Origin of the sequence: Ferrovibrio sp., from assembly GCF_046297595.1 — a bacterium.
Taxonomy (GTDB): Bacteria; Pseudomonadota; Alphaproteobacteria; order Ferrovibrionales; family Ferrovibrionaceae; genus Ferrovibrio.
In genome coordinates this window covers 80,338-99,350 of the sequence record NZ_JBKBHT010000005.1, presented here as the reverse complement: position 1 = coordinate 99,350, position 19,013 = coordinate 80,338, and the positions used below count along the sequence as shown (strand labels likewise).

Sequence of the window (19,013 nt, the reverse complement as noted above, 5' to 3'; positions counted from 1 at the left end):
GCCGACGATGCTGCATAATCTATATGTGGTGCATATTAGCCATCACCCAGCTGATCGGCAAGCAGACTGACGGTCAAAGCATAGTGATGGGCGCAGTTATAGCGCAGGACGGAGCGATAATTGCCATAGACCAGGAAGGACGGCCCCTTGGCCCCATCCGGCTGCACCAGGGCACCGGAAATCTGGGCCTTGGGCAGATCGCCGCCATCGGCGCGGCGCAGGCCCAGCTTTTCCCATTCGGCAAGCGGCAGGTCTCGGGTCATCTGGTCGATGGCGCGGCAGCCCGACTTGCCCTCGCGGGCAAACTCGCCCAGCCGGTTCTGCAGCGCCGGAGAGACCTTCACCTCGCGGCCCCAGGTCTGCGCCGTGTTCCAGCCGGCCTTGGCCAGGTAGTTGGCGATCGAGGCGAACACGTCGCCGCGGTTGTTCCAGATGTCGCGCTTGCCGTCGCCGTCGAAATCCTCGGCATAGGCCAGGTAGCTGCTGGGCATGAACTGGGGCTGCCCCATCGCGCCCGCCCACGACCCCTTCATGCTGGTGAAATCGATATAGCCACGATCCAGCATGGTGAGCGCGGCGAACAGCTCGTTACGGAAGTAAGCGGACCGGCGACGGTCGAAGGCCAGCGTCGCCAGCGAATGGAACAGCGGTACATCCGCTTTCACGGCGCCGTAGCGCGTCTCGATGCCCCAGATCGCCAGCACAAAGCGCGGCTGCACGCCGTAACGCTGCGCCACCTGACGCAGCAAGACCTGCTGTTCCTCGCGCAGCTTCTGCCCGCGCGACACATTCGCCGGTGTGATCACGCGGTCGCGATAGGTGGAGAAAGTCAGCTTGAATTCAGCTTGGTTACGGTCGCGCTCGATAATGCGCATCACCGGCTCGACTCCGGCCAGCGCGGTATTCACCACATCGGCCTTGATGCCCTTCTGCAGGGCCTCGCTGCGCACGTCGGCCAGAAAGGCATCGAAATCGGCGCGGTTGAAAGCAACCTGCTCCGTCGGTTGTCCGCCCGTTGTGGTCGGCGCGGTGATGGCGGCATTCTGCGCAGTTCCGCCTGGAACCGCCGGCGGCACGGCCGCATCCGCGGGCTGGCCGGACTGCCGCATGCCGCAGGCCGCAAGCACCAGTCCGAGCATTACTGCGCCGTACCGCATCCGTCGCATCATTCCGTCTCCGAATCCACGCATCGTTGTCACTCTGGGGTGTTACCCCGCGCCGCGCGCGGGGCCAAGACCTGACCTGTGATATTTCGCGACTCTGCCTCTGGCGGCCTGGGCGGCAGGAATGCCCGCGTCTGCCCGGTCAGCCGATAGACCAGCAGGCCGATCCATTCCTTGCTCAGGGCATTGAGGCTCGATAAAGCTCGCAAGGGCTGGAAGTCCCATCCCCGCGACGGCGCAGTGATGTAATCGACCGGGTAAGGCAGCACCGGCCAGTCGATGGCATTGAAGCAGTTGACGGCGCGCGGCATATGCCGTGCCGACGTCACTAGCAGCCAGGTCTCACCCGGCTTCGGCTGGGCAATCTCCTTGGCAAACCGCGCATTCTCGATGGTATTGCCGGCCTTGGAATCGAATTCGACCCGCGAAGGCTCCAGCCCGAGCATGGTAAAAACCGCAGCCGCCACATCCGCCTCGGTCTGGCGGCGGCCTTCGGCGGCAATTGCCGCGCCGCCGGTGAAAACCAGCCTTGCCTCCGGATAGCGGCTCGCCAGCGCGGCGAAGGCGATCAGCCGGTCGGCATTGCCATTCACCTCCGGCCAGCCGTGTCGCGCATAGACATCCGGCTCTTCCGCCCCGCCCAGCACCACGATGCCGGTCACGCGTTCAGGCAGCATCGGGGCCGGGAAATACTGCTCCAGCGGTGCAAGAAGAATCTTGCGTATCGGCAGTACGGCCAATGCCAGCATCACGCCCAGCATGACGACACCCAGGCCGATCCCGAACCGCCGGGTGCGCCGCCACCACGACAGCACCAGCGCCAGCACCAGCAGGGCAAAGAGCAGATTGCCGGGATTCAGGAATCCCCACAGAATGGTATTCAAGGTCGCGGACATGCTTTCCCGAAAGACCGATTCGGCCGGTGATGGGCAAAAAAGTGACATTGCCGGCATGGATGGTAAATTTCCGTTAACCGTTTTCCAGTTTCAGGTCATCTCATGACAGCCCATGCCCCGCTTTCGCTCACCGGCCGGCTCGCCGCCCTCATCGCCGCCCGACCTATCACGCCGCAGGACGGGCGCGCCGCCGTGCTGTTCACCCTCGATGCTCTGGCCAATGCGATTGCCGGGCGCATGACCAAACCGGGCGCCATCCTGCTCGACTGGGCCGCCGCCGAACCGCTGACCACGGGACGCGAGGCGCTGCTGCTGGGCGGCCTGACGCATATCCTGGAAGTCGACGACCTGCATCGCGCCTCCGTCGTGCATCCGGGCTGCGTGGTGGTGCCGGCGGCCTGGGCGCTGGCGCGACGTCGCAACATCCGCGGCCGCGCTTTCCTGGCTGCCGTGCTGCGCGGCTTCGAGGCCTGCTGCCGCGTCGGCATGGCGGTGGGGCCCGCGCATTACAAAATCTGGCACAATACCGCCACCTGCGGACCGTTCGGTTCCGCCTATGCCGCCGGCGACCTGCTTGGCCTCGATCATGCGGCGATGACCGACGCGCTGGGCAATGCCGGCACGCAATCCTCCGGCCTGTGGCAGTTCCTCGCCACCGGCGCGATGAGCAAACATCTGCATGCCGGCCGCGCGGCCGAAGCCGGCCTGCTGGCCGCCGACCTGGCATCGCGCGGTTTCTCCGGTCCGCCGCAGATCCTGGAAGGCGAGAAGGGTTTCTTTAAGGCGACCTGCGCCGATCCACGTCCCGAGCGCCTGCTGGCCGATGCGGATGCGCCGTGGCAACTCACGCTCACCTCGATCAAGCCATGGCCAAGCTGCCGCCACACGCATCCCACCATCGATGCCGGGCTGGAGATCGCGGCGAAGATCGGCAACCGACCCATCGAGCGCATCCATGTCGCTACCTACCAGGCGGCACTGGATGTCTGCGACCGTGTGGTATCGAACAGCGAATACGAAGCAAAATTCTCGCTGCAGCATACCGCCGCCGCCGCACTGACCGATGGCAAGGTCGATTTCGCCAGCTTCGATGCGCCAGCGCGCGCACGGCTGGCGGCCACGGCCGCCACGGTGAGCATCGAGGCGGTTGCGCCTTTCACCACGCGCTATCCCGATGCCTGGGGCGCGCGCGTCACGGCCTGGCTGGGTGATGGCGCGACGATCAGCGCCGAGCGCGAACATGCCTATGGGGATCCGGAAAATCCGCTGGATGAGTCCGCCATGCGCGCCAAGGCCGCCATGCTGCTGGACTATGGCGGCATTGCCGAACCGCAGCGCTTCATCGACGCGATTTTTGCCCTGGCCGAAGATGCGCCGATACCGGACCTGCCGCAGGCCGTGGTATAACTATCCCGCCATGTATCGTTTTATTGTCACGTTCCTGCTGCTGCTCGCCGCGCCGGCAACCTGGGCGCAGGCGCCGAACCAGGGCAACCGCAAGCCTGGCCCCTGCTTCATGCCGAAGGAAGCCCAGGCCGAGGCGGAAGTGCGCACCGGCGTTCAGTTGCGCGAAATCCTGCGCCGCTGCGTGCAGATCGATCCGGCGGGCCAGGGCGCGCTGGATGACTGGTATGCTTTTGACCAGGAAAATGCCGACCGCCTGCGCAACGCCGTGGAACTGCGGCAGCAGGCCATCGCGCGGATTTATCCCAACCGCGCCCAGGCCGCGCAGTGGGAGACCGATTCCATCGTGGCCACCATGAAGGCCGTGCAGGTGAACGACGCCGTCTGTAAGGCGACCTATGACGTGGTCGAGCGGATCAAGACGGAAAAATGGAAGGGCTTCCAGTATTACGCCAAGCTGCACAACAACCTGCTGGTGAACGAAATCCCGATCTGCCGTCCCTGATATCGGCGGCGTCGCCGGCCCGCCGCCCCTCCGACTCAATCTCCTCTGGGCCTCGCCCGCTTCCGGCCTATACTCTCCGCACAAGACCGCCCCAGACCCCGAGGTGACTGCCATGTGGCACCGTACGGTTTTGCGTCTTCCGGTTTTCTGCGTTTCAATGCTTGCTTTCACCCTGATACTGCTGCCGGCGCCGCTGCTGGCGGCCTGCCTCGGTGCCGTCGCCGGACATCCCCCGGCCCGCATCATGCCGGCCTCATACTCCCCGCTCTCATACTCCCTGGCTGCCGCGGCGCCGAACACCGCCCGCATCACCTTTATCGGCCATGCCACATTCCTGATCGAAAGCCCGCAGGGCGCGACGGCCGCCACCGACTACAACGATTACATCCGCCCGCCGGTGCGGCCCGACATCGTGACGATGAACTACGCCCACACCACCCATTTCACCGACAGCCCGGAACCGGGCATCGCTCACGTTCTGCGCGGCTGGACGCACCAGGGCAAACAGGCACGTCACAATGTGCAATACAAGGACATGCGCGTGCGCAACGTGCCCACCAACCTGCGCAATTACGGCAGCGGCACGGAATACGACGGCAATTCGATTTTCATCTTCGATGTCTCGCAGCTCTGCATCGCCCATCTGGGCCACCTGCATCACAAGCTGACGCCCGGCCACCTGGCCGATCTGGGCAAGATCGATGTGCTGATGGTGCCGGTCGATGGCGGCTTCACACTGAACATCTTCGAGATGCAGGAAGTGATCGCGCAGATCGGCGCGCCGCTGCTGATCCCGATGCATTATTTCAGCGAAAGCACGCTGGAACGCTTTCTCGTCCGCCTGCGCGACAGCCACGACATCCGGCTGAACGAGGGACCGATGCTGGAGGTCTCGCGGGCATCCCTGCCGAAAAAGCCCACCGTGGTGGTCCTGCCAGGCCCGCATTGAGCTTGGCCCGCATTGAGGTTTTCCGCGATTTTCGGAAGCGTGATCCGCCAGCATGATCCGGCAGCACGCTGGCTGCGTATAACCGGTTATGTCAGCGCCATCAGGATTTCGTTCAATGACCGCGTTCAGCCGCCTGCCGTCTCCCGCCAGCCTCGACTGGCTGAAAACCGGGGAACACCACGACCTGCCGCTTTCCGATCTGGCCGCCTATCCGCTGCTGGGTCAGGCCACCGCGCTGTGGCAGGCCGGGATCGACGGCACCGGGCGTCTGCCGGCCCGGCTCGACCCGCTCGACCTGCCGCGCGACCTGCTGCCCTATGTGATGCTGCTCGACCTGGAAGAGGCCGGCCTGCGCGCCCGCCTGCGCATCCGCCTCGCCGGCACCGAGGTCTGCGCCAAGCATGGCCGCGAGATGAAGGGCCTGACCACCGACGATTTCTTCCACCCCGACGATGCCGATGCCGTGGTGACGGCGGCGCAGGTCGTGGCCCGTTCGCGCCGACCCTCGCTGGCCCGGCGCAGCTACATCACCATCAACGACCGCATGTGGTCATACGTCCGGCTGATCCTGCCGCTCAGCCGCGACGGCGAAACGGTGGACAGTTTCTTCAAGGTCGCCGACCCGGCCAGCATGCGCTCCCTGGCGGGCTGATGCCCCTTCACCCCTGGCTCTTCACCAGGGTCGGCCATTGGCTCGTTTTGCCGGGTTGCACCGGCCGTTCCAGATAGGTTGAAAGCACGACATAGCTTCGCGTCGCCTTCACGCCCGGCGTATCGTAGAGCCGCGCCAGCAATCCTTCAAGCGCATGGGTGTTTTCGGCACGCACCTTCAGCAGCATGCAGGTATCGCCCGCGACGGAGTGGATCTCTTCCACTTCGGGATATTCCTCGATCGCCAGCAGGGCCGTGGTCTTGCCCCAGCCGGTGGTATCGACATGAACGAAGGCGAGCAGCGTTTTGCCCAGCGCCTCGGGATCGACCAGGGCCGCCATGCGCCGGATCACGCCGGAACGCCTGAGCCGTTTCACCCGCTCATGCGCGGCCGGCGGCGAAAGCCCGACCCGCTCGCCCAACTCGGCGTAGCTCGCGGTCGCATCCTCGACCAGAACGCCTAATATTTTTCGGTCCATCGCATCGAGGTCGCGCTCGGAGGGGCGCTTCCGCCGAATATCATCTGTATTTTCGCTCATTCCGTTATTCCGCCTTGTTGCAGAATCACATTCTGTAAATATGAGCCAATGACGAATATTGATCAATCGATTCCGGCCTCCGCCGGCAGAACCCGCATCCCGCCCTTCGCCTTCGTGCTGACCGCCTGTATCGGCGTCATCGGCTCAAACTCGCTGGCGCTCGGGCCGGTCGCGCCGGACGTGGCGCAAAGCCTCGCAGCCGGCGTTCCTGCGGTGATGACAGCCTCCGCCGCCTTCGGCCTGGGCACCGCCGCGAGCGCCATCTTTCTCGGCCGCCTGATCGACCGGCACGGGCCGCGCCGGATGCTGATGGCCGCATTGTTGCTGCTTGCCATCGGCCTTGCCGGCAGCGCGGCAGCACCGATCCTTCCGCTGCTGGTGGCGGCCCAGTTGGTGGCCGGCGGCGCCACGGGCATTGCCCTGCCCGCCATCTATACGCTGGCCTCGGTGATCGCCCCGGCCGGTCGCGAGAGCGAGACGATCGGCCTCGTGCTGACCGGCTGGACGCTGAGCATGGTGGCCGGCGTTCCCCTGTCGGCGGCCATTGCCGACTTTGCCGGCTGGCGCTCGATCTACATCGTCATCACGGCCACGACGTTGTTCGCCTGCGCTGCCGTCCGGTTCGCCCCGGCGCAGGAGGAAGCCGCCGGCCGGACGACATCGCCGCTGGTGGCGCTCGGCGTGCGCGGCGTCGCGCCGCTTCTGCTCGCCTGTGCCGCCTTCATGGCCGCCTTCTATGGCGTCTATGCCTATATCGGCGATCACCTGCATGTCCGGCTCGGCCTGCCGCTGAGCGCCAACGGGATCATCGCCGTTTCCTACGGCCTGGGTTTCGGCGCCGCGGCTTTCCTCGACCGCCTGATGGATCGTTTTGGCTCGGACCGGCTGCTGCCGCTCATCTTCCTGGTCGTCGCCGGCATCTACGTCCTGATGAGCATGGCAAGCGGTTCCTATGCCGCGATGCTGGTCGTCGTTTTCCTCTGGGGGCTCGCCAACCATTTCGGGCTGAACGTGCTCATCATGCGGCTCACCGCCCTCGATCCGGAAAAACGCGGCGCCATCATGGGGCTCAACAGCGGCGTCACCTATATCGCCCTTTTCGCCGGCACACTTGGCTTCGGCACGGCCTATGCCGGCGGGGCTTTCTCCGTCCTGCCGCTGGCCGCAGCCGGCCTGATGCTGGCGGCAGCCCTGGCGGCCGCGGTTGCGCGGCGCTGAAGGTCTGCCAGCCCGCTCGGGTCTCGGGCCAGAGCGGTGGGTACGGGTTGACGGACCCGCCCGCCGCGCCGTATCACCGCCGCACCCGCGCAGGATGGCACGCGATGGATGGGTGGCCGAGTGGTTTAAGGCAGCGGTCTTGAAAACCGCCGTACCGGGAACGGTACCGTGAGTTCGAATCTCACCCCATCCGCCAGGCGCACCAACCTATGCCTGCACCCAGGAGACTTTCGTGGACGTGAAAGACAGCAACGGCAACCTGCTGGCCGATGGCGACAGCGTCGTGTTGACCAAGGACCTGAAGGTGAAAGGCGCGAATACCACGCTCAAGCGCGGCACCGTGATCAAGAACATCCGCCTCACCGCCGACGAGGAAGAAATCGAGGGCCGCACCGACAAGGTGAAGGGCCTCGTGCTCAAGACCTGCTTCGTGAAGAAGGCCTGAGCCTCACCCTTCCGACCGCATGCAGTTCCGCCCGGCCTGCTTGGCCTGATACAGCGCGGCATCGGCGCGGGCGATCAGGCCCTGCATGTCCTCGCCCGGTTTCAGCACGGCGACGCCGACGCTCACCGTGGCCGGCATGCTGCGCCCCTCGAAGCCGAAGCCGGCATTCTCCACTGTCTGGCGGATCGTCTCGGCCACGCGCTCGGCATTGACAAGGTCGCAGTTGCGCAATGCCACCTGGAATTCGTCGCCGCCCCAGCGGCAGATGATGTCGGAGGCGCGCAGGCTGGCACGGATCGCATTCGCCACGCCGCACAGCACGCGGTCGCCGGCCAGATGGCCGAAGCTGTCGTTGATCGCCTTGAAGCGGTCGACATCGATCATGATCGCGGCCACCGGCTGCGCCAGCCGCCCGGCATCGCGCACCGCCTGCTGCAGCAGGATGTCGTAGGCATGCCGTGTGGTCAGCCCGGTCAGCTTGTCGGCCGCCGCCGTCGCATCCAGCCGCCTCTGATACCGCGTGATCGTCACCCAGAGCGCCAGCAGCACCAGGGCGGTGATCAGCAGGCAGATGGCGAGGTTGACATAAAGCGCGTTGCGGATCTCGGCCAGGTCGCCATCGGCATCCTTCTCCACCAGCAGATACCAGCCCAGTTCGGAAATGAAGCGCACATTGAGAAAGCGGCTGCGGCCAAGGTAATTGTATTCGAAACTGCGCGTTTCGCTGCGCGACCATTGCGGCATCAGGCGGCCGAGATCGCCGCGCTGCCGCGCATTGTCTTCCGGCACCGCCTCGCCTTCCCCGATCAGCACGATGCGGCCGTCCTGGTCGGCGAAATAGACGGTGCGGCCGAAACGCCGCTGGTAATCGTTGATCAGGCTGCGCACGGCATTGACGGTCAGGCCGATGCCGGTGGCGCCGATGAAGTTGCCCTGGTAGTCCAGCACCCGGTAATTGATGAAGATCGTCATCGCGTCCTGGTTGGCCAGGTCGGGATCGACGTTGATCTCGTACGGCGCCGTCATCTGCCGCACGCGGAAATACCATTCGTCGCGCGGTTCGCTTTCCAGCACCGTCTTCAACACGCTGTCGGCATGGTAATAGCGGCGGGTGCGTTCGGAGACGAAGAAACTGGTGAAGGCGCCATAGCGCTGCTTGATGTCATGCAGATACTGGATCACGCGGGTCTGCTCGCCCTCGCCGTCCAGCACCCAGTTGCGCAGGAAAGTATCGGTGGCCATCACCGACGAGATCAGGATCGGCTGGATCAGGTCCTTCTGGATTTCGGAATAGATGTTGTCCGAGGTCAGCGGCAGTTCGGTGTCGATCACCGCATGGCGCAGCGATTGCCGCGAGACGAAATAGCTGGCCAGAGATGTCGCCAGAAAACCGCCGATCAACAGAACGCTGACTATGACGACCAGCCGCTGCCGGTCCAAGACACCGAAAATCATGACCCCTCGGCCCCACTCCACGCATATAGGGGGTAAAATTACCCGTGCTGCGGGTGTCTAGTACAGGGACGGAAGGGTATTTTTGACCTGGATCAGAAGAAAAAGCTGAAAACGAAGCGGGCGCAAACAACCGAGAGGAACAGGCCGAACAGCACCTCCAGCTTGCGCTTGGGCAGGGCATGGGCGATGCGGGCCCCGATCGGCGCGGTCCAGATGCTGGTCGGCACGAACAGGATGAAGCCGATCAGCGAGACATAGCCCAGCGCCAGCGGCGGCTGCAGGGCGACCACGTCGGGGAATTCCGCAGCTTTTGGCCAGCCGGCATAGATATAGCCGATCGCGCCGGGAATGGAGATCAGCACGCCCAGGCCGGACGAGGTCGCCACCGCCTGGTGGATCGGCCGGCCGTAGAAGGTCATGAACAGGTTGGAGAGCTGGCCGCCGCCGATACCCATCAGCGACGACAGCACGCCAATCAGCAGGCCATAGGCGCGCATGATGGCGTTGCCGGGCATGGTGTCGCTGATTTTCCAGGACTCCCGGCCGAACAGCAGGCGGAAGGCGGAAATGCCTGCCACCACCACGAACACGGCCTTGAACACATCGGCCGGCGCGAAGCGGGCCACATAGCTGCCAGCCACCACGCCGATGATCACCGGCAAGGCCCAGACCTTCACGATCGACATGTCGACGGCGCCCTTGCGCCGGTGCGCGTTGAACGAGCGGATCGAGGTGGGGATGATTACCGCCAGCGAGGTGCCGACGCAGAGCGGCATGCGCACCTCTTCGGGGATGCCGATGATCACGAACAGCTCGTAGAGCACTGGCACCACCACCGCGCCGCCGCCCACGCCGAACACGCCCGCCAGGATTCCGGTGACGGCGCCAGCCGCCAGCAGGGCCACGGCCAGCCAGGCCAGTTCTGAATACGGAATACCGAAAATCATGGGAAAGCTCGCCAAGCGGGACGGGAATGCGGGAATGCCGGCGCGGACTCGCCCCGGGCTGGACGGGAATTGTTGATGTTGTCCGCGGCGGGAGCAACCCTCAGTGGCCGGGATGGCCCGAAATTTTGCATACAATTTTCAGTCAGGGGCCGTTTTGGCAGCATTGGCAGCCCAAGAGCAGCATAAAAAATCATCATTTGCCGGGTTGCGATGAATCAATGCAGGCCGTTCCTGCCACGCTAGGGTAGCTCCTGCCCCGTCCGGGGTGGGAGGTGCCCATGCTGAGCTATGAGGATTGCCTGGCCTTTTGCCGGCTCACGCAGGCGGAAATCGAGGCCATCGCCGAGCATGAGCATATTCCACAGATCGTCGCGGCCGAATTCGGCAACTACCTGCTCGCCGCCCCCGATGGCGGCATGCGGATCCGCCGGATCATCCTCGACGATATCGCCGGCGCAAGGGCACGCGGGGATACCGCCCATGCCCTGGCCCTGAAACTGATACTGTCGGAATTCGTTAAACGTTATCCGCCGAAAGGAAAGAAGGCAGCCCATGACCCTGAAGACCATTCGCCTTGAGCTGGCCCGCAACCCGGATTTCCCCGAAGGGAGCGCCGCGCATGGCTATGATCTGAAGGCCCCGCTGGATGCAGAAGGGCATCTGGATGCGGAGGCCTGGCGAAAACAGCGCGCGGAATGCCGCGTGCGCCGCTTCTGGGCCGGCGAAGGCGACCGCAACGGCGAACTGATCCATACCCGCCAGGGCTGGGCGTTTTCCTATGAACCGGGCGATGCGGATGACGAGGCGATCTACAAGCTGGACCGCCACCTGTTCCGGATGGGCGAATATATCACCATCACCGAACCGGACGGAGACTCCCACACCTTCCGGATCGCCAGCGTCAAATAAACGCAGGGATACCGAAAGGCTACGACATCACACATTGTAGGGGGATATCGGGGAATGCTCGATGATGCGCCGGCGGGTCACTGCATCCCGCGTTACGGGCGGCGATCATCGTGGTCTTGACGACCTGTGAAAGAAGATAAGAACTCTGACGGAGGTTTCAAGCCCGTCCTGCGCAGGTTATCGAGAATTCACATTTCCGCCTTATTTGCGCGTTGACGCTTCTTTAATATTTTAGCACGCGAAAGCGAATAACGAGGCAGCAACATCGTTGTTCGTGGCTACCGCATGATTTGTTTGTCCACTCTCGTTCTGTCGCGATGGCCTCCCAGGACCGTCGCTCTTTCGCTATTGCCCTGCCCTCCCCGCCGCTTATAGTTGTTTTGTCTAGGGAGAAGGGCTGGTCAGAATGACAGGTCCCAATATTGGACTCGTTCTCGATCCCGATCTGGGGCACCTGCTGCCAGCGGCGCAGGATCTGTTGGCTTACTGGCAGGCCAACCGCAGCGCCCGCGGCCTGCCCGACCGCACGGCCTTCGAACCGATTTCGTTGCGCCGCTATCTGGGCAACCTGGTGATCGCCGATATCGAACATGCCGACCATGCCCAGGTGCGCTACCGCTACCGCCTGGTCGGCACCGAACTCGCCGACCGCAGCGGCCGTGACGCCACCGGCCGCTATTTCGACGAACTTTACGATCCGACATCGCTGGCCGAGATGAAATACTGCTTCGGCTGGGTGGCCGAACATAAACGGCCGGCGCGTGTGTTCGGCACCTTCCGCCATGCCAACCGCGCCTATCAGAGCTTCGACGGCCTGTTCCTGCCCATCGCCACCGATGGCGGCGACACCGTCGATCAGGTGATTGGTTACGTGGTGCCGACCGGCGCCTGAGCATCGCGCACGCGGCCGTAAACCTCCTGCGGTTCCGGCAGGCCGCGCAGCGGATGGAAGCCCAGGGATGTCAGCCCCAGCCCCTCGCCTGCCGCTTTCGCGAAGGATGCCGAAACCACCAGGCTGCGATCCAGCGCGGCGCAGAGGTTTTCCAGCCGCGCAGCTTCATTCACCGCCGGTCCGATCAGCGTGAAGTCGAGCCGCGCGCCGGTACCGACATTGCCATACATCACCTCGCCGCGATGCAGCGCGATATCCAGCGCCAGCACCGGCTGTCCCGCCTGTTCGCGCGCGGCATTCAGTTCCGCCACGGCGGCATGCGCCTCGTCGGCAGCGGCCAGCACGGCACGGCAGATCGGCATGGCATCCTGCCCGGCCTGCAACTGGAAACTCGCCAGCAGGCCGTCGCCAAGGAATTTCAGCACCTGCCCGCCATGCCGTTCGATGGCCGGACCCAGGCAATCGAAATAGGCATTCAGCGTCGCGGTCAGCGGTTCGATTGCCAGCCGGTCGGCCAGCGCGGTGAAGCCGCGCAGATCGGCATAGAGGATGGCGGCATCGATCTTCTGTGCCATGCCGCGCCGGATCGCGCCGCTGAGCACGCGATTGGCGGCATCGCCGCCGAGATAGGCAGCGGCCACATCGCGGCTCAATCGCGTCAGCACTGATGACTTCATCGACAGGGCCAATAATCGCACCAGCCGACGCAGACGGGTCAGGTGGTCTTCGCTGAACCCGCCGGCATGGGTGGTGGTGAACGAACTGATCATGCCGATGCCGGCGTAACGGTCGGTCACCATCAGGGTCTTGTCGAAATCCCAGCCGAAATCATGGGCCAGCGCGAACCAGTCGGTCAGCCCCTGCTCGGCGAATTCGGTCAGGACGGGAAAATCGAAATTCGCGTCGGACCCGGTAAGGTTCCGGCGCATCTCCTGCACGTCGTTGGCCAGCATGTGGCGCAGCGGGCTGGCCTGCCAGGCCGGCGGCTCGTCATCGGGGTCCCGGTGCGGCATCTCTTCGTTGGCGATCAGCCCGTTCCCGGCCTGCCAGATATAGCCATGCGCCCGCATCAGCGGATGCAGGGTCGCCGTGCCGATGAACACTCTCTGCAGCGGTATGCCGGCTTCCAGGGTCGAGGTGCAGAAATCGGTGACCAGACGTTCGGCCGGCACATTGTCCAGCCCGGCCTGCACCAGCCACATCGCCACCGGTATGTCGCTGGCCGGCATCGAATCCGTATTGGGAATCATCATGACTTCACCTTACACGGCCTTGCCGGCGGTTTCCTGTGACGGCGGCACATTTTCCATGCGCAGCGGCTGCAACAGCATGCGGTCCAGCCGCAACTCGGCGGGATCGCGGAAATCTGCCAGGCCGATCGTCATTGCCTCATGGCCGTCGCGAGGCTGGTTGCGATAGGTGCCGAACAGGCGGTCCCACCACGGCAGGCTGAAGCCGAAATTGCTGTCGGTCTCGTCGCGATGCCAGGAATGATGCACCCGATGCATGTCCGGCGTTACCAGCACCAGCCGCAACCCGCGGTCCAGCCAGCCCGGCAGGGCCAGGTTGGCATGGTTGAACATCGAGGTGGCATTCAGCAGCACCTCGAACAGCAGCACGCTCAGCGGCGGCGCGCCCAGCGCCAGCACGGCAGCCAGCTTGATGCCGAGGGAGAGCAGGATTTCAACCGGATGGAACCGCGCCCCGGTGGTAACGTCGATATCCAGATCGGCATGGTGCATACGATGCAGCCGCCATAGCGGCGCGACCTTGTGGAAGGCCACATGCTGGCCATAGATCAGCAGGTCGAGCGCCAGCACGCAGGCCGCCACGGCCAGCCAATGCGGCGCGGCGACCAGGTTGAACAGGCCGATCCCTGCTTCGGCGGCCCACAGGGCGACCCCGACGGCCGCGCCGGGCGCCACCAGCCGCAGCATCACCGTGTTCAGGGCGGCAATGCCCAGATTGGCCGGCCAGCGCCGCAGCCGGCCCTGCCCCAGCCGTCGGCGCGGCGCGAGCAGTTCGGCCGCGACCAGCAGGCCGAGAATGCCGAGATAGGCGGCCAGCCTGATGGCCGGCTCGTGGGAAAGAATCAATTCGCCCATGGGCGCAATCTAGACCGGATGGACGGCACGGCGAATGCCTGTCGCTCCATTATCCTGCCCGGTCACTATCCGGCCGCCCATTATCCGGCTGGTCGTTCTCAGGGGCGCCGTTATCCGGCTGCCCGGCAGCGGCCTCGCCCGCCTCTTCGGCGCGCGGGTCCAGGTCGGCCCGCACCGGCGCGGAGCTTGGCATCGTCACGAATTCCGTCTTGTCCTCCTGGGCCGGCGCCGCGCGCTGGCGCATGCGATGCAGCGCGAACAGCGCCATGGCGACATGGATGGCGGCCGTGAACGCGAACAGGCCAAGCGGCCCCATCCACTCCATGGTCAGACCTGCGATCAGTGGCCCGATCACCGAGCCGGCACCATTGATCAGCAGCAGGCCGCCGGCGATGGCGACGAAATCGACATCCTTGGCCATGTCGTTGGTATGGGCAGCACTCAGCGCATACAGCGGAAAGGAAAAGACGCCGAACAGGAAGGCCGCGACCGGCAGCATCTTCGGCCATACGGCATAACCGAACACGATCAGCATGCCGGCACCGGCGGCGCAGGCGCAGGCGATCAGGATGGTATGCCGGCGATCCATGCGATCCGACAGGCGACCGAACGGCCATTGCGACAATGCTCCGCCAATCACGGTGGCGCTCATGAACCAGGCGACCTGCGACACGCCCAGGCCGGTCTGCGCCGCGAAGGCCGGCCCCATGGCCCAGAAGGCGCCATTCGCCAGTCCGACGGCCAGCACGCCCGCCACGCCCACCGGCGAAACGGCATACAGGCTGCGCAGCGACAGCCGCGTTGAGGAAATCGGCGCCGGTGCCGGCGCGCGCGTCATCGCCACCGGCACGGCGGCCAGCGAGACCAGGATCGAGGCCAGGCTGAACAGGTGAAAACGCAGCGGATCGTCGGCCAGCATCAGCATCTGGCCCAGCGTGATCACGGTGAAGTTCACGGTGGTGTAGGTGGTGAAGATCAGGCCGCGATTTTCCCGCGTCGCCCGCTCGTTCAGCCAGCTTTCGATAATCAGGTACAAACCCGCCATGCAGAAGCCGGTCAGGCCGCGCAACAGCCACCAGGGCGCCGGCTGCACCAGGATGGCATGCACCAGCGGCACCACCGAGGCGGCCGAGACCATCGCGGCGAACAGGCGGATATGGCCGACACGCCGGATGAAATGCGGCGTCAGCAGGCAGCCGCCGACGAAACCGATGTAATAGGCCGATCCCAGCACGCCGATGGACAGCGCGCCGAAGCTTTCCAGGTTGGCGCGCACCGGCAGCAGGGTGCCCTGCAGGCCATTGCCGGTCAGCAGCAGGGCGACACTGAGCAGCAGCGCCCCCACCGGCGCCAGCGATGCAACCATGGTTTATCCACTTCGATCCGTCGGCCGGTGCCCTGCAGGCTGCCGACACAAACAGTTACACAATTTTTTTCGCAGGCCGTACTTCGTCACAGGAATGCGGCGAGGCTGAGGCAAGGCCGGCCGAACACACCAGAAAGTGGTTATTTGCAGCTACAGGCCTGCGGTTCGCCTCTTCCGATTGAGGAAGTGTAGAGGCCTAAGTTGAAGAAATAAATCAAATAATAACCATTACAGCCAGCGACCCCTCGGACTACTTACGGTATTTTAATGCGCTGATTTGCAAGTATCCGGATAAACAGACTCAGAACCCCTCCGGATTACTAGCACGCAATGTACATGCTTCCGCTAAAACCACAGCAACGCAGTTTCGGCCGCCTGCTTCGCGTCGCCCTCGGCATCTTCCTGTTGGGCCTGTTCGGTTATGCGCTGCTGCCGGGTGTGGTGTTCAGTCAGTATCCGCAGGGCCGCGTCAATGCCGAACTGGTGACGCTGCGCGCGCCGATCGAGGGACAGATCACTTTCGGCGATGCCCGCGTCGGCGATCGTATCCAGCGTGGTCAGGTGCTTGCCATCCTGCGCGATCCACCCGGACGCGATGTGCGGCTCGCCAATCTGGAAGCACAGCTTGGCAGCCTGAACGAACGTATAGCCGGCCTGCGACAGCAGATTGCCGAACTGGAGCCCTTCGTGCAGCGGCTCGGCCGCGACAGCCAGACTTTCCGCATGGCCGTGATCAACAACCTGTCGGCGCAGATCGGCGAAGCCGAGGCGCGCATTCGCCAGGCCGAAGCCAATGTCCGCCTGCTCGATGCCCAGTTCAAGCGGGTTGCACCGCTGGCGGCGAAGAATTACGCCAGCGGCGCCGAACTAGATCGCCGCCGCGCCGAGGCCGATGTTGCCCATGCCGAACTGGCGGCCCAGCGCCAGACCCTGGCGCGCCTGCGCCAGGAACGCGACGCCGCCGAACAGGGTGTTTATCTCAGCGACTCCTACAACAACGCCCCCTATTCCCAGCAGCGGCGGGACGAAGTGGAATTGCAGCGCCTGACGCTGCAGACACGCCTTGCCGAACTGATTGCCGAAGAAAGCCAGGTGCGCCGCCAGGTCGAGGCCGAGCGCCGCCGCCGCGAACAGATGGGTGAGGCATCCATCCACGCGCCGGTCGATGGCATCCTGTGGCGGCAGATGGAAAGCAGCGAAAGCACCATCGGCATCAGTGCGCCTCTGTTGCAGGTGGCCGATTGCGCGCGGATTTTCTTCGAGGTGCCGCGCGATCGCCGGAACGACGAGTCCCTCTCGCTGGGCGACAGCGCGACGGTGGAGTTCGAGCAGAACGGCCAGATGACCCGGTACCCGGCGCGCCTGGTCGGCCTGCGCAGCGACCAGGATGCCGACCGGCGCGAATTCGCGCTGGCGAGCAGCACCGGCGCGGACCAGATCCGCTGGATATTCGCCGTCGATTTCGCCGGCACAACCGAAGCCTGCCCGATTGGCCGCACCGGTCGCCTGCGTCACAGCGATACCCTGTTCGACCGGATCGGCCGGCAGATCGCCGGCTGAATTCCGTGATCGACTACCTTGCCCTGCTGCCCGGCCTTGCGCTGCTGATCGGCGCGATCCTGCTGTTGCCGCTGACGCGGCCGACCAACTTGATCGTGCGGCGCGGCCTGATCCTTGTCGTTTTCACCCTGAGCCTGCGGTATTTCTGGTGGCGCATTACCGAAACGCTGCCGCCGACTGCCCAGCCCGCGGATTTCGTTTTCGGCCTGCTGTTCCTGATTCTGGAACTGATGCTGGCCTTCAGCACCTATATGTGCCTGCTCACCTTCTGGCGCCATCGCGACAATTCCCCCGCTGCCGATGCCTTCGAGCAGACCAGCCGCCGGAATCCCGACGCCCTGCCGGCGGTGGATGTGTTCATCCCCACCTATAACGAAGGCTGGGAGGTGCTGGAGCGCACCATCCTGGGAGCCCGCGCCCTGGATTACCCGCGCGTCACCGTCTGGGTGCTGGACGATACCCGGCGCGACTGGCTGCGGGAGAAATGCGAATTATTCGGTGTGCGCTATCTGCGCCGCGACGACAACAGGGGCGCCAAGGCCGGCAACCTGAACAACGCACTTGCGATCTCAAAGGCCGAGACCGCAGCCCCGCTGATCATGGTGCTGGATGCCGATTTCGTGCCCAAGCGCAATTTCCTGCGTCGCGTGACCGGCTTTTTCGACGATCCGAAGGTGGCGCTGGTGCAGACGCCACAATTCTTCTTCAACCCCAACATGCTGCAGCATAATTTCATGCTGTCGGAATCCTGGGTCGACGAGCAGCGTTTTTTCTTCGACACGCTGCAGCCGGCCAAGGATGGCTGGGACGTATCGTATTGCTGCGGCACATCCTTCGTGGCACGCCGGGCCGCCATCGAGGCAATCGGCGGCTATCCCACCGAGACCATCACCGAAGACATCCTGCTCAGCTTCAAGCTGATCGATGCCGGTTATGTTACACGCTACCTGAACGAAAAGCTGTCCAATGGCCTGGCGCCGGAAACCATCGGCGAATACATCAAGCAGCGCAGTCGTTGGGGCATCGGCGCCATCCAGTCGCTGTTCGTGCAATGCGGACCCTTCGGCCGCAACAACCTGAATTTCCTGCAACGGCTGCTGTTCCTGGAAACCGCCAATTACTGGCTCAGCCTGCCCACCTTCTGCCTGTTCGGCCTGATCGCGCCGCTGCTCTACTGGTATGGCGGCATATCGATCCTGCGCGCCGAAGCCGCCACCTATGCCTATCACTTCCTGCCCGCCTTCATTTCGTCCACGGCGCTGTTCGTCTGGGTGTCAGGCGGGCGCATCATGCCTCTATTGACCGACCTGACCGAATTCGTCTGCGCCTCGCGCGTGGCGCCCTCGGTGTGGCAGGCATTGCTGTTCCGCAAATCGCAGCCTTTCCGCGTCACGGCCAAGGGCATGCTGACCGACCGTGTGCAGATAAACTGGCCGGTGATGCTGGAAGCCGGCACCATCTTCGCGCTGACCGCCTTCGCCATCCTGTCCTACCGGGCCTCGCTGGTCGGCGGCCTGCAGCCCGATGGCGGCGACCCCAAGCTCTACACCTTCTGGAGCTGCTGGAACCTGCTGATCCTGGCGCTGGTTATGCTGCTCGCCGTCGAGCGTCCGCGCATGCGCCGCGAGGAACGCTTCGACCTCAACGAGCCCGCCGCCCTGCTATGGCAGGGCAGGCGCGAGGCCGTGCGCCTGCGCGACATGTCGGTATCCGGCGCACGGCTGGAAGTGGCGCCGGAACTGGCGCCGGCCCTGCGCGATGCCGACGTGATCCTGGACATTGACGGTATCGGCCCCGCCACCGCCCATACCACTAGCGCCGGCGGGCAGCATGTGCATGTCCGTTTCGGGGCGGGCGCCCCGCGCGCGGCCATCATCACCAAGCTTTACACCGGCCCCTATGACAGCGTCGCCCGCCAGGCCGAGGTTGGCGCCGCCCTGGGCGAGGTATTCAGGCGAGCTTTCGGCATGCGCTGAGGGTTACCGTAAAAATAGCGAAATTCCGCGGCG

18 protein-coding genes, 1 tRNA gene and 1 pseudogene are annotated in these 19,013 nt (G+C 64.5%); 12 read left to right on the top strand and 8 right to left on the bottom strand.

All coding sequences use genetic code 11. From position 1 onward, the window contains the following. Positions 1-35: 35 nt before the first annotated feature. Both ACK4FJ_RS14350 and ACK4FJ_RS14345 read right to left on the bottom strand, forming a co-directional pair. Positions 36-1,169: a lytic transglycosylase domain-containing protein gene (locus tag ACK4FJ_RS14350; protein WP_409767401.1), complete on the bottom strand. Its 1,134-nt coding sequence runs from the start codon at positions 1,167-1,169 to the stop codon at positions 36-38. 26 nt (positions 1,170-1,195) lie between these two features. Continuing rightward, complete coding sequence (locus ACK4FJ_RS14345; protein ID WP_409767400.1) at positions 1,196-2,059, bottom strand: YdcF family protein; 864 nt, start codon at positions 2,057-2,059, stop codon at positions 1,196-1,198. A 102-nt stretch (positions 2,060-2,161) separates the two neighbouring features. Here ACK4FJ_RS14345 and ACK4FJ_RS14340 point away from each other — a divergent pair, with 102 nt between their 5' ends. The 4 genes from ACK4FJ_RS14340 to ACK4FJ_RS14325 all read left to right on the top strand — a co-directional run bounded on the left by ACK4FJ_RS14340 (position 2,162) and on the right by ACK4FJ_RS14325 (position 5,569). After that, on the top strand, positions 2,162-3,466 hold the full coding sequence (locus ACK4FJ_RS14340) for an MmgE/PrpD family protein (protein ID WP_409767399.1): 1,305 nt from the start codon (positions 2,162-2,164) through the stop codon (positions 3,464-3,466). 10 nt (positions 3,467-3,476) lie between these two features. Next, entirely contained in the window at positions 3,477-3,968 is a 492-nt protein-coding gene (locus ACK4FJ_RS14335) for a hypothetical protein (protein ID WP_409767398.1), read from the top strand. A 157-nt stretch (positions 3,969-4,125) separates the two neighbouring features. Beyond that, a complete protein-coding gene (locus ACK4FJ_RS14330; RefSeq protein WP_409767397.1) occupies positions 4,126-4,917 on the top strand; it encodes an MBL fold metallo-hydrolase in 792 nt (263 codons plus the stop codon). A 115-nt stretch (positions 4,918-5,032) separates the two neighbouring features. Continuing rightward, positions 5,033-5,569 carry a PAS domain-containing protein gene (locus ACK4FJ_RS14325; protein ID WP_409767396.1) on the top strand — a complete coding sequence of 179 codons (537 nt, stop codon included), beginning with the start codon at positions 5,033-5,035 and terminating at the stop codon, positions 5,567-5,569. 7 nt (positions 5,570-5,576) lie between these two features. On the opposite strand, the gene ACK4FJ_RS14320 is transcribed toward ACK4FJ_RS14325, so the two are convergent. Further along, a complete protein-coding gene (locus ACK4FJ_RS14320; protein WP_409767395.1) occupies positions 5,577-6,107 on the bottom strand; it encodes an Lrp/AsnC family transcriptional regulator in 531 nt (176 codons plus the stop codon). Positions 6,108-6,155: 48 nt separating this feature from the next. Between ACK4FJ_RS14320 and ACK4FJ_RS14315 the strand changes: the two genes are divergently transcribed. The 3 genes and pseudogenes from ACK4FJ_RS14315 to ACK4FJ_RS14305 all read left to right on the top strand — a co-directional run. Continuing rightward, positions 6,156-7,325, top strand: a complete 1,170-nt coding sequence (locus ACK4FJ_RS14315) for an MFS transporter (protein WP_409767394.1) — start codon at positions 6,156-6,158, stop codon at positions 7,323-7,325. 106 nt (positions 7,326-7,431) lie between these two features. Continuing rightward, positions 7,432-7,521: transfer RNA gene (locus tag ACK4FJ_RS14310), tRNA-Ser, on the top strand. Between the two features lie 42 nt (positions 7,522-7,563). Next, positions 7,564-7,770, top strand: a pseudogene (locus ACK4FJ_RS14305) (alkylphosphonate utilization protein); the annotation flags it as partial. Between the two features lie 3 nt (positions 7,771-7,773). On the opposite strand, the gene ACK4FJ_RS14300 reads toward ACK4FJ_RS14305, so the two are convergent. Beyond that, complete coding sequence (locus ACK4FJ_RS14300; RefSeq protein ID WP_409767393.1) at positions 7,774-9,225, bottom strand: diguanylate cyclase domain-containing protein; 1,452 nt, start codon at positions 9,223-9,225, stop codon at positions 7,774-7,776. A gap of 92 nt (positions 9,226-9,317) precedes the next feature. Beyond that, positions 9,318-10,172: a sulfite exporter TauE/SafE family protein gene (locus tag ACK4FJ_RS14295; RefSeq protein ID WP_409767392.1), complete on the bottom strand. Its 855-nt coding sequence runs from the start codon at positions 10,170-10,172 to the stop codon at positions 9,318-9,320. A 278-nt stretch (positions 10,173-10,450) separates the two neighbouring features. Between ACK4FJ_RS14295 and ACK4FJ_RS14290 the strand changes: the two genes are divergently transcribed. The 3 genes from ACK4FJ_RS14290 to ACK4FJ_RS14280 all read left to right on the top strand — a co-directional run bounded on the left by ACK4FJ_RS14290 (position 10,451) and on the right by ACK4FJ_RS14280 (position 11,973). Beyond that, a complete protein-coding gene (locus ACK4FJ_RS14290) occupies positions 10,451-10,750 on the top strand; it encodes a hypothetical protein (protein ID WP_409767391.1) in 300 nt (99 codons plus the stop codon). Continuing rightward, entirely contained in the window at positions 10,725-11,081 is a 357-nt protein-coding gene (locus tag ACK4FJ_RS14285; protein WP_409767390.1) for a hypothetical protein, read from the top strand. The genes ACK4FJ_RS14290 and ACK4FJ_RS14285 overlap by 26 nt, the downstream gene beginning before the upstream one ends. A gap of 406 nt (positions 11,082-11,487) precedes the next feature. After that, entirely contained in the window at positions 11,488-11,973 is a 486-nt protein-coding gene (locus ACK4FJ_RS14280; protein ID WP_409767389.1) for a PAS domain-containing protein, read from the top strand. Here ACK4FJ_RS14280 and ACK4FJ_RS14275 read toward each other — a convergent pair. The 3 genes from ACK4FJ_RS14275 to ACK4FJ_RS14265 are packed head-to-tail and all read right to left on the bottom strand — an operon-like array spanning position 11,949 to position 15,444. After that, positions 11,949-13,226, bottom strand: a complete 1,278-nt coding sequence (locus tag ACK4FJ_RS14275) for an adenylate/guanylate cyclase domain-containing protein (protein ID WP_409767388.1) — start codon at positions 13,224-13,226, stop codon at positions 11,949-11,951. The two genes, ACK4FJ_RS14280 and ACK4FJ_RS14275, sit on opposite strands and share 25 nt — an antisense overlap. Positions 13,227-13,235: 9 nt before the next feature. Beyond that, positions 13,236-14,078 carry a sterol desaturase family protein gene (locus tag ACK4FJ_RS14270; protein ID WP_409767387.1) on the bottom strand — a complete coding sequence of 281 codons (843 nt, stop codon included), beginning with the start codon at positions 14,076-14,078 and terminating at the stop codon, positions 13,236-13,238. 49 nt (positions 14,079-14,127) lie between these two features. Further along, positions 14,128-15,444, bottom strand: a complete 1,317-nt coding sequence (locus tag ACK4FJ_RS14265) for an MFS transporter (protein ID WP_409767386.1) — start codon at positions 15,442-15,444, stop codon at positions 14,128-14,130. A gap of 336 nt (positions 15,445-15,780) precedes the next feature. Between ACK4FJ_RS14265 and ACK4FJ_RS14260 the strand changes: the two genes are divergently transcribed. Together ACK4FJ_RS14260 and ACK4FJ_RS14255 are read left to right on the top strand one after the other, a co-directional pair. Next, complete coding sequence (locus ACK4FJ_RS14260; protein ID WP_409767384.1) at positions 15,781-17,004, top strand: HlyD family secretion protein; 1,224 nt, start codon at positions 15,781-15,783, stop codon at positions 17,002-17,004. A 5-nt stretch (positions 17,005-17,009) separates the two neighbouring features. Then, a complete protein-coding gene (locus ACK4FJ_RS14255) occupies positions 17,010-18,980 on the top strand; it encodes a glycosyltransferase (RefSeq protein ID WP_409767383.1) in 1,971 nt (656 codons plus the stop codon). Positions 18,981-19,013: the final 33 nt, after the last annotated feature.

Coding starts and splice junctions, on each gene's coding strand:
- ACK4FJ_RS14350 (WP_409767401.1), bottom strand. CDS start 1,169: ATGATGCGACGGATGCGGTACGGCGCAGTAATGCTCGGACTGGTGCTT.
- ACK4FJ_RS14345 (WP_409767400.1), bottom strand. CDS start 2,059: ATGTCCGCGACCTTGAATACCATTCTGTGGGGATTCCTGAATCCCGGC.
- ACK4FJ_RS14340 (WP_409767399.1), top strand. CDS start 2,162: ATGACAGCCCATGCCCCGCTTTCGCTCACCGGCCGGCTCGCCGCCCTC.
- ACK4FJ_RS14335 (WP_409767398.1), top strand. CDS start 3,477: ATGTATCGTTTTATTGTCACGTTCCTGCTGCTGCTCGCCGCGCCGGCA.
- ACK4FJ_RS14330 (WP_409767397.1), top strand. CDS start 4,126: ATGCTTGCTTTCACCCTGATACTGCTGCCGGCGCCGCTGCTGGCGGCC.
- ACK4FJ_RS14325 (WP_409767396.1), top strand. CDS start 5,033: ATGACCGCGTTCAGCCGCCTGCCGTCTCCCGCCAGCCTCGACTGGCTG.
- ACK4FJ_RS14320 (WP_409767395.1), bottom strand. CDS start 6,107: ATGAGCGAAAATACAGATGATATTCGGCGGAAGCGCCCCTCCGAGCGC.
- ACK4FJ_RS14315 (WP_409767394.1), top strand. CDS start 6,156: ATGACGAATATTGATCAATCGATTCCGGCCTCCGCCGGCAGAACCCGC.
- ACK4FJ_RS14300 (WP_409767393.1), bottom strand. CDS start 9,225: ATGATTTTCGGTGTCTTGGACCGGCAGCGGCTGGTCGTCATAGTCAGC.
- ACK4FJ_RS14295 (WP_409767392.1), bottom strand. CDS start 10,172: ATGATTTTCGGTATTCCGTATTCAGAACTGGCCTGGCTGGCCGTGGCC.
- ACK4FJ_RS14290 (WP_409767391.1), top strand. CDS start 10,451: ATGCTGAGCTATGAGGATTGCCTGGCCTTTTGCCGGCTCACGCAGGCG.
- ACK4FJ_RS14285 (WP_409767390.1), top strand. CDS start 10,725: ATGACCCTGAAGACCATTCGCCTTGAGCTGGCCCGCAACCCGGATTTC.
- ACK4FJ_RS14280 (WP_409767389.1), top strand. CDS start 11,488: ATGACAGGTCCCAATATTGGACTCGTTCTCGATCCCGATCTGGGGCAC.
- ACK4FJ_RS14275 (WP_409767388.1), bottom strand. CDS start 13,226: ATGATGATTCCCAATACGGATTCGATGCCGGCCAGCGACATACCGGTG.
- ACK4FJ_RS14270 (WP_409767387.1), bottom strand. CDS start 14,078: ATGGGCGAATTGATTCTTTCCCACGAGCCGGCCATCAGGCTGGCCGCC.
- ACK4FJ_RS14265 (WP_409767386.1), bottom strand. CDS start 15,444: ATGGTTGCATCGCTGGCGCCGGTGGGGGCGCTGCTGCTCAGTGTCGCC.
- ACK4FJ_RS14260 (WP_409767384.1), top strand. CDS start 15,781: ATGCTTCCGCTAAAACCACAGCAACGCAGTTTCGGCCGCCTGCTTCGC.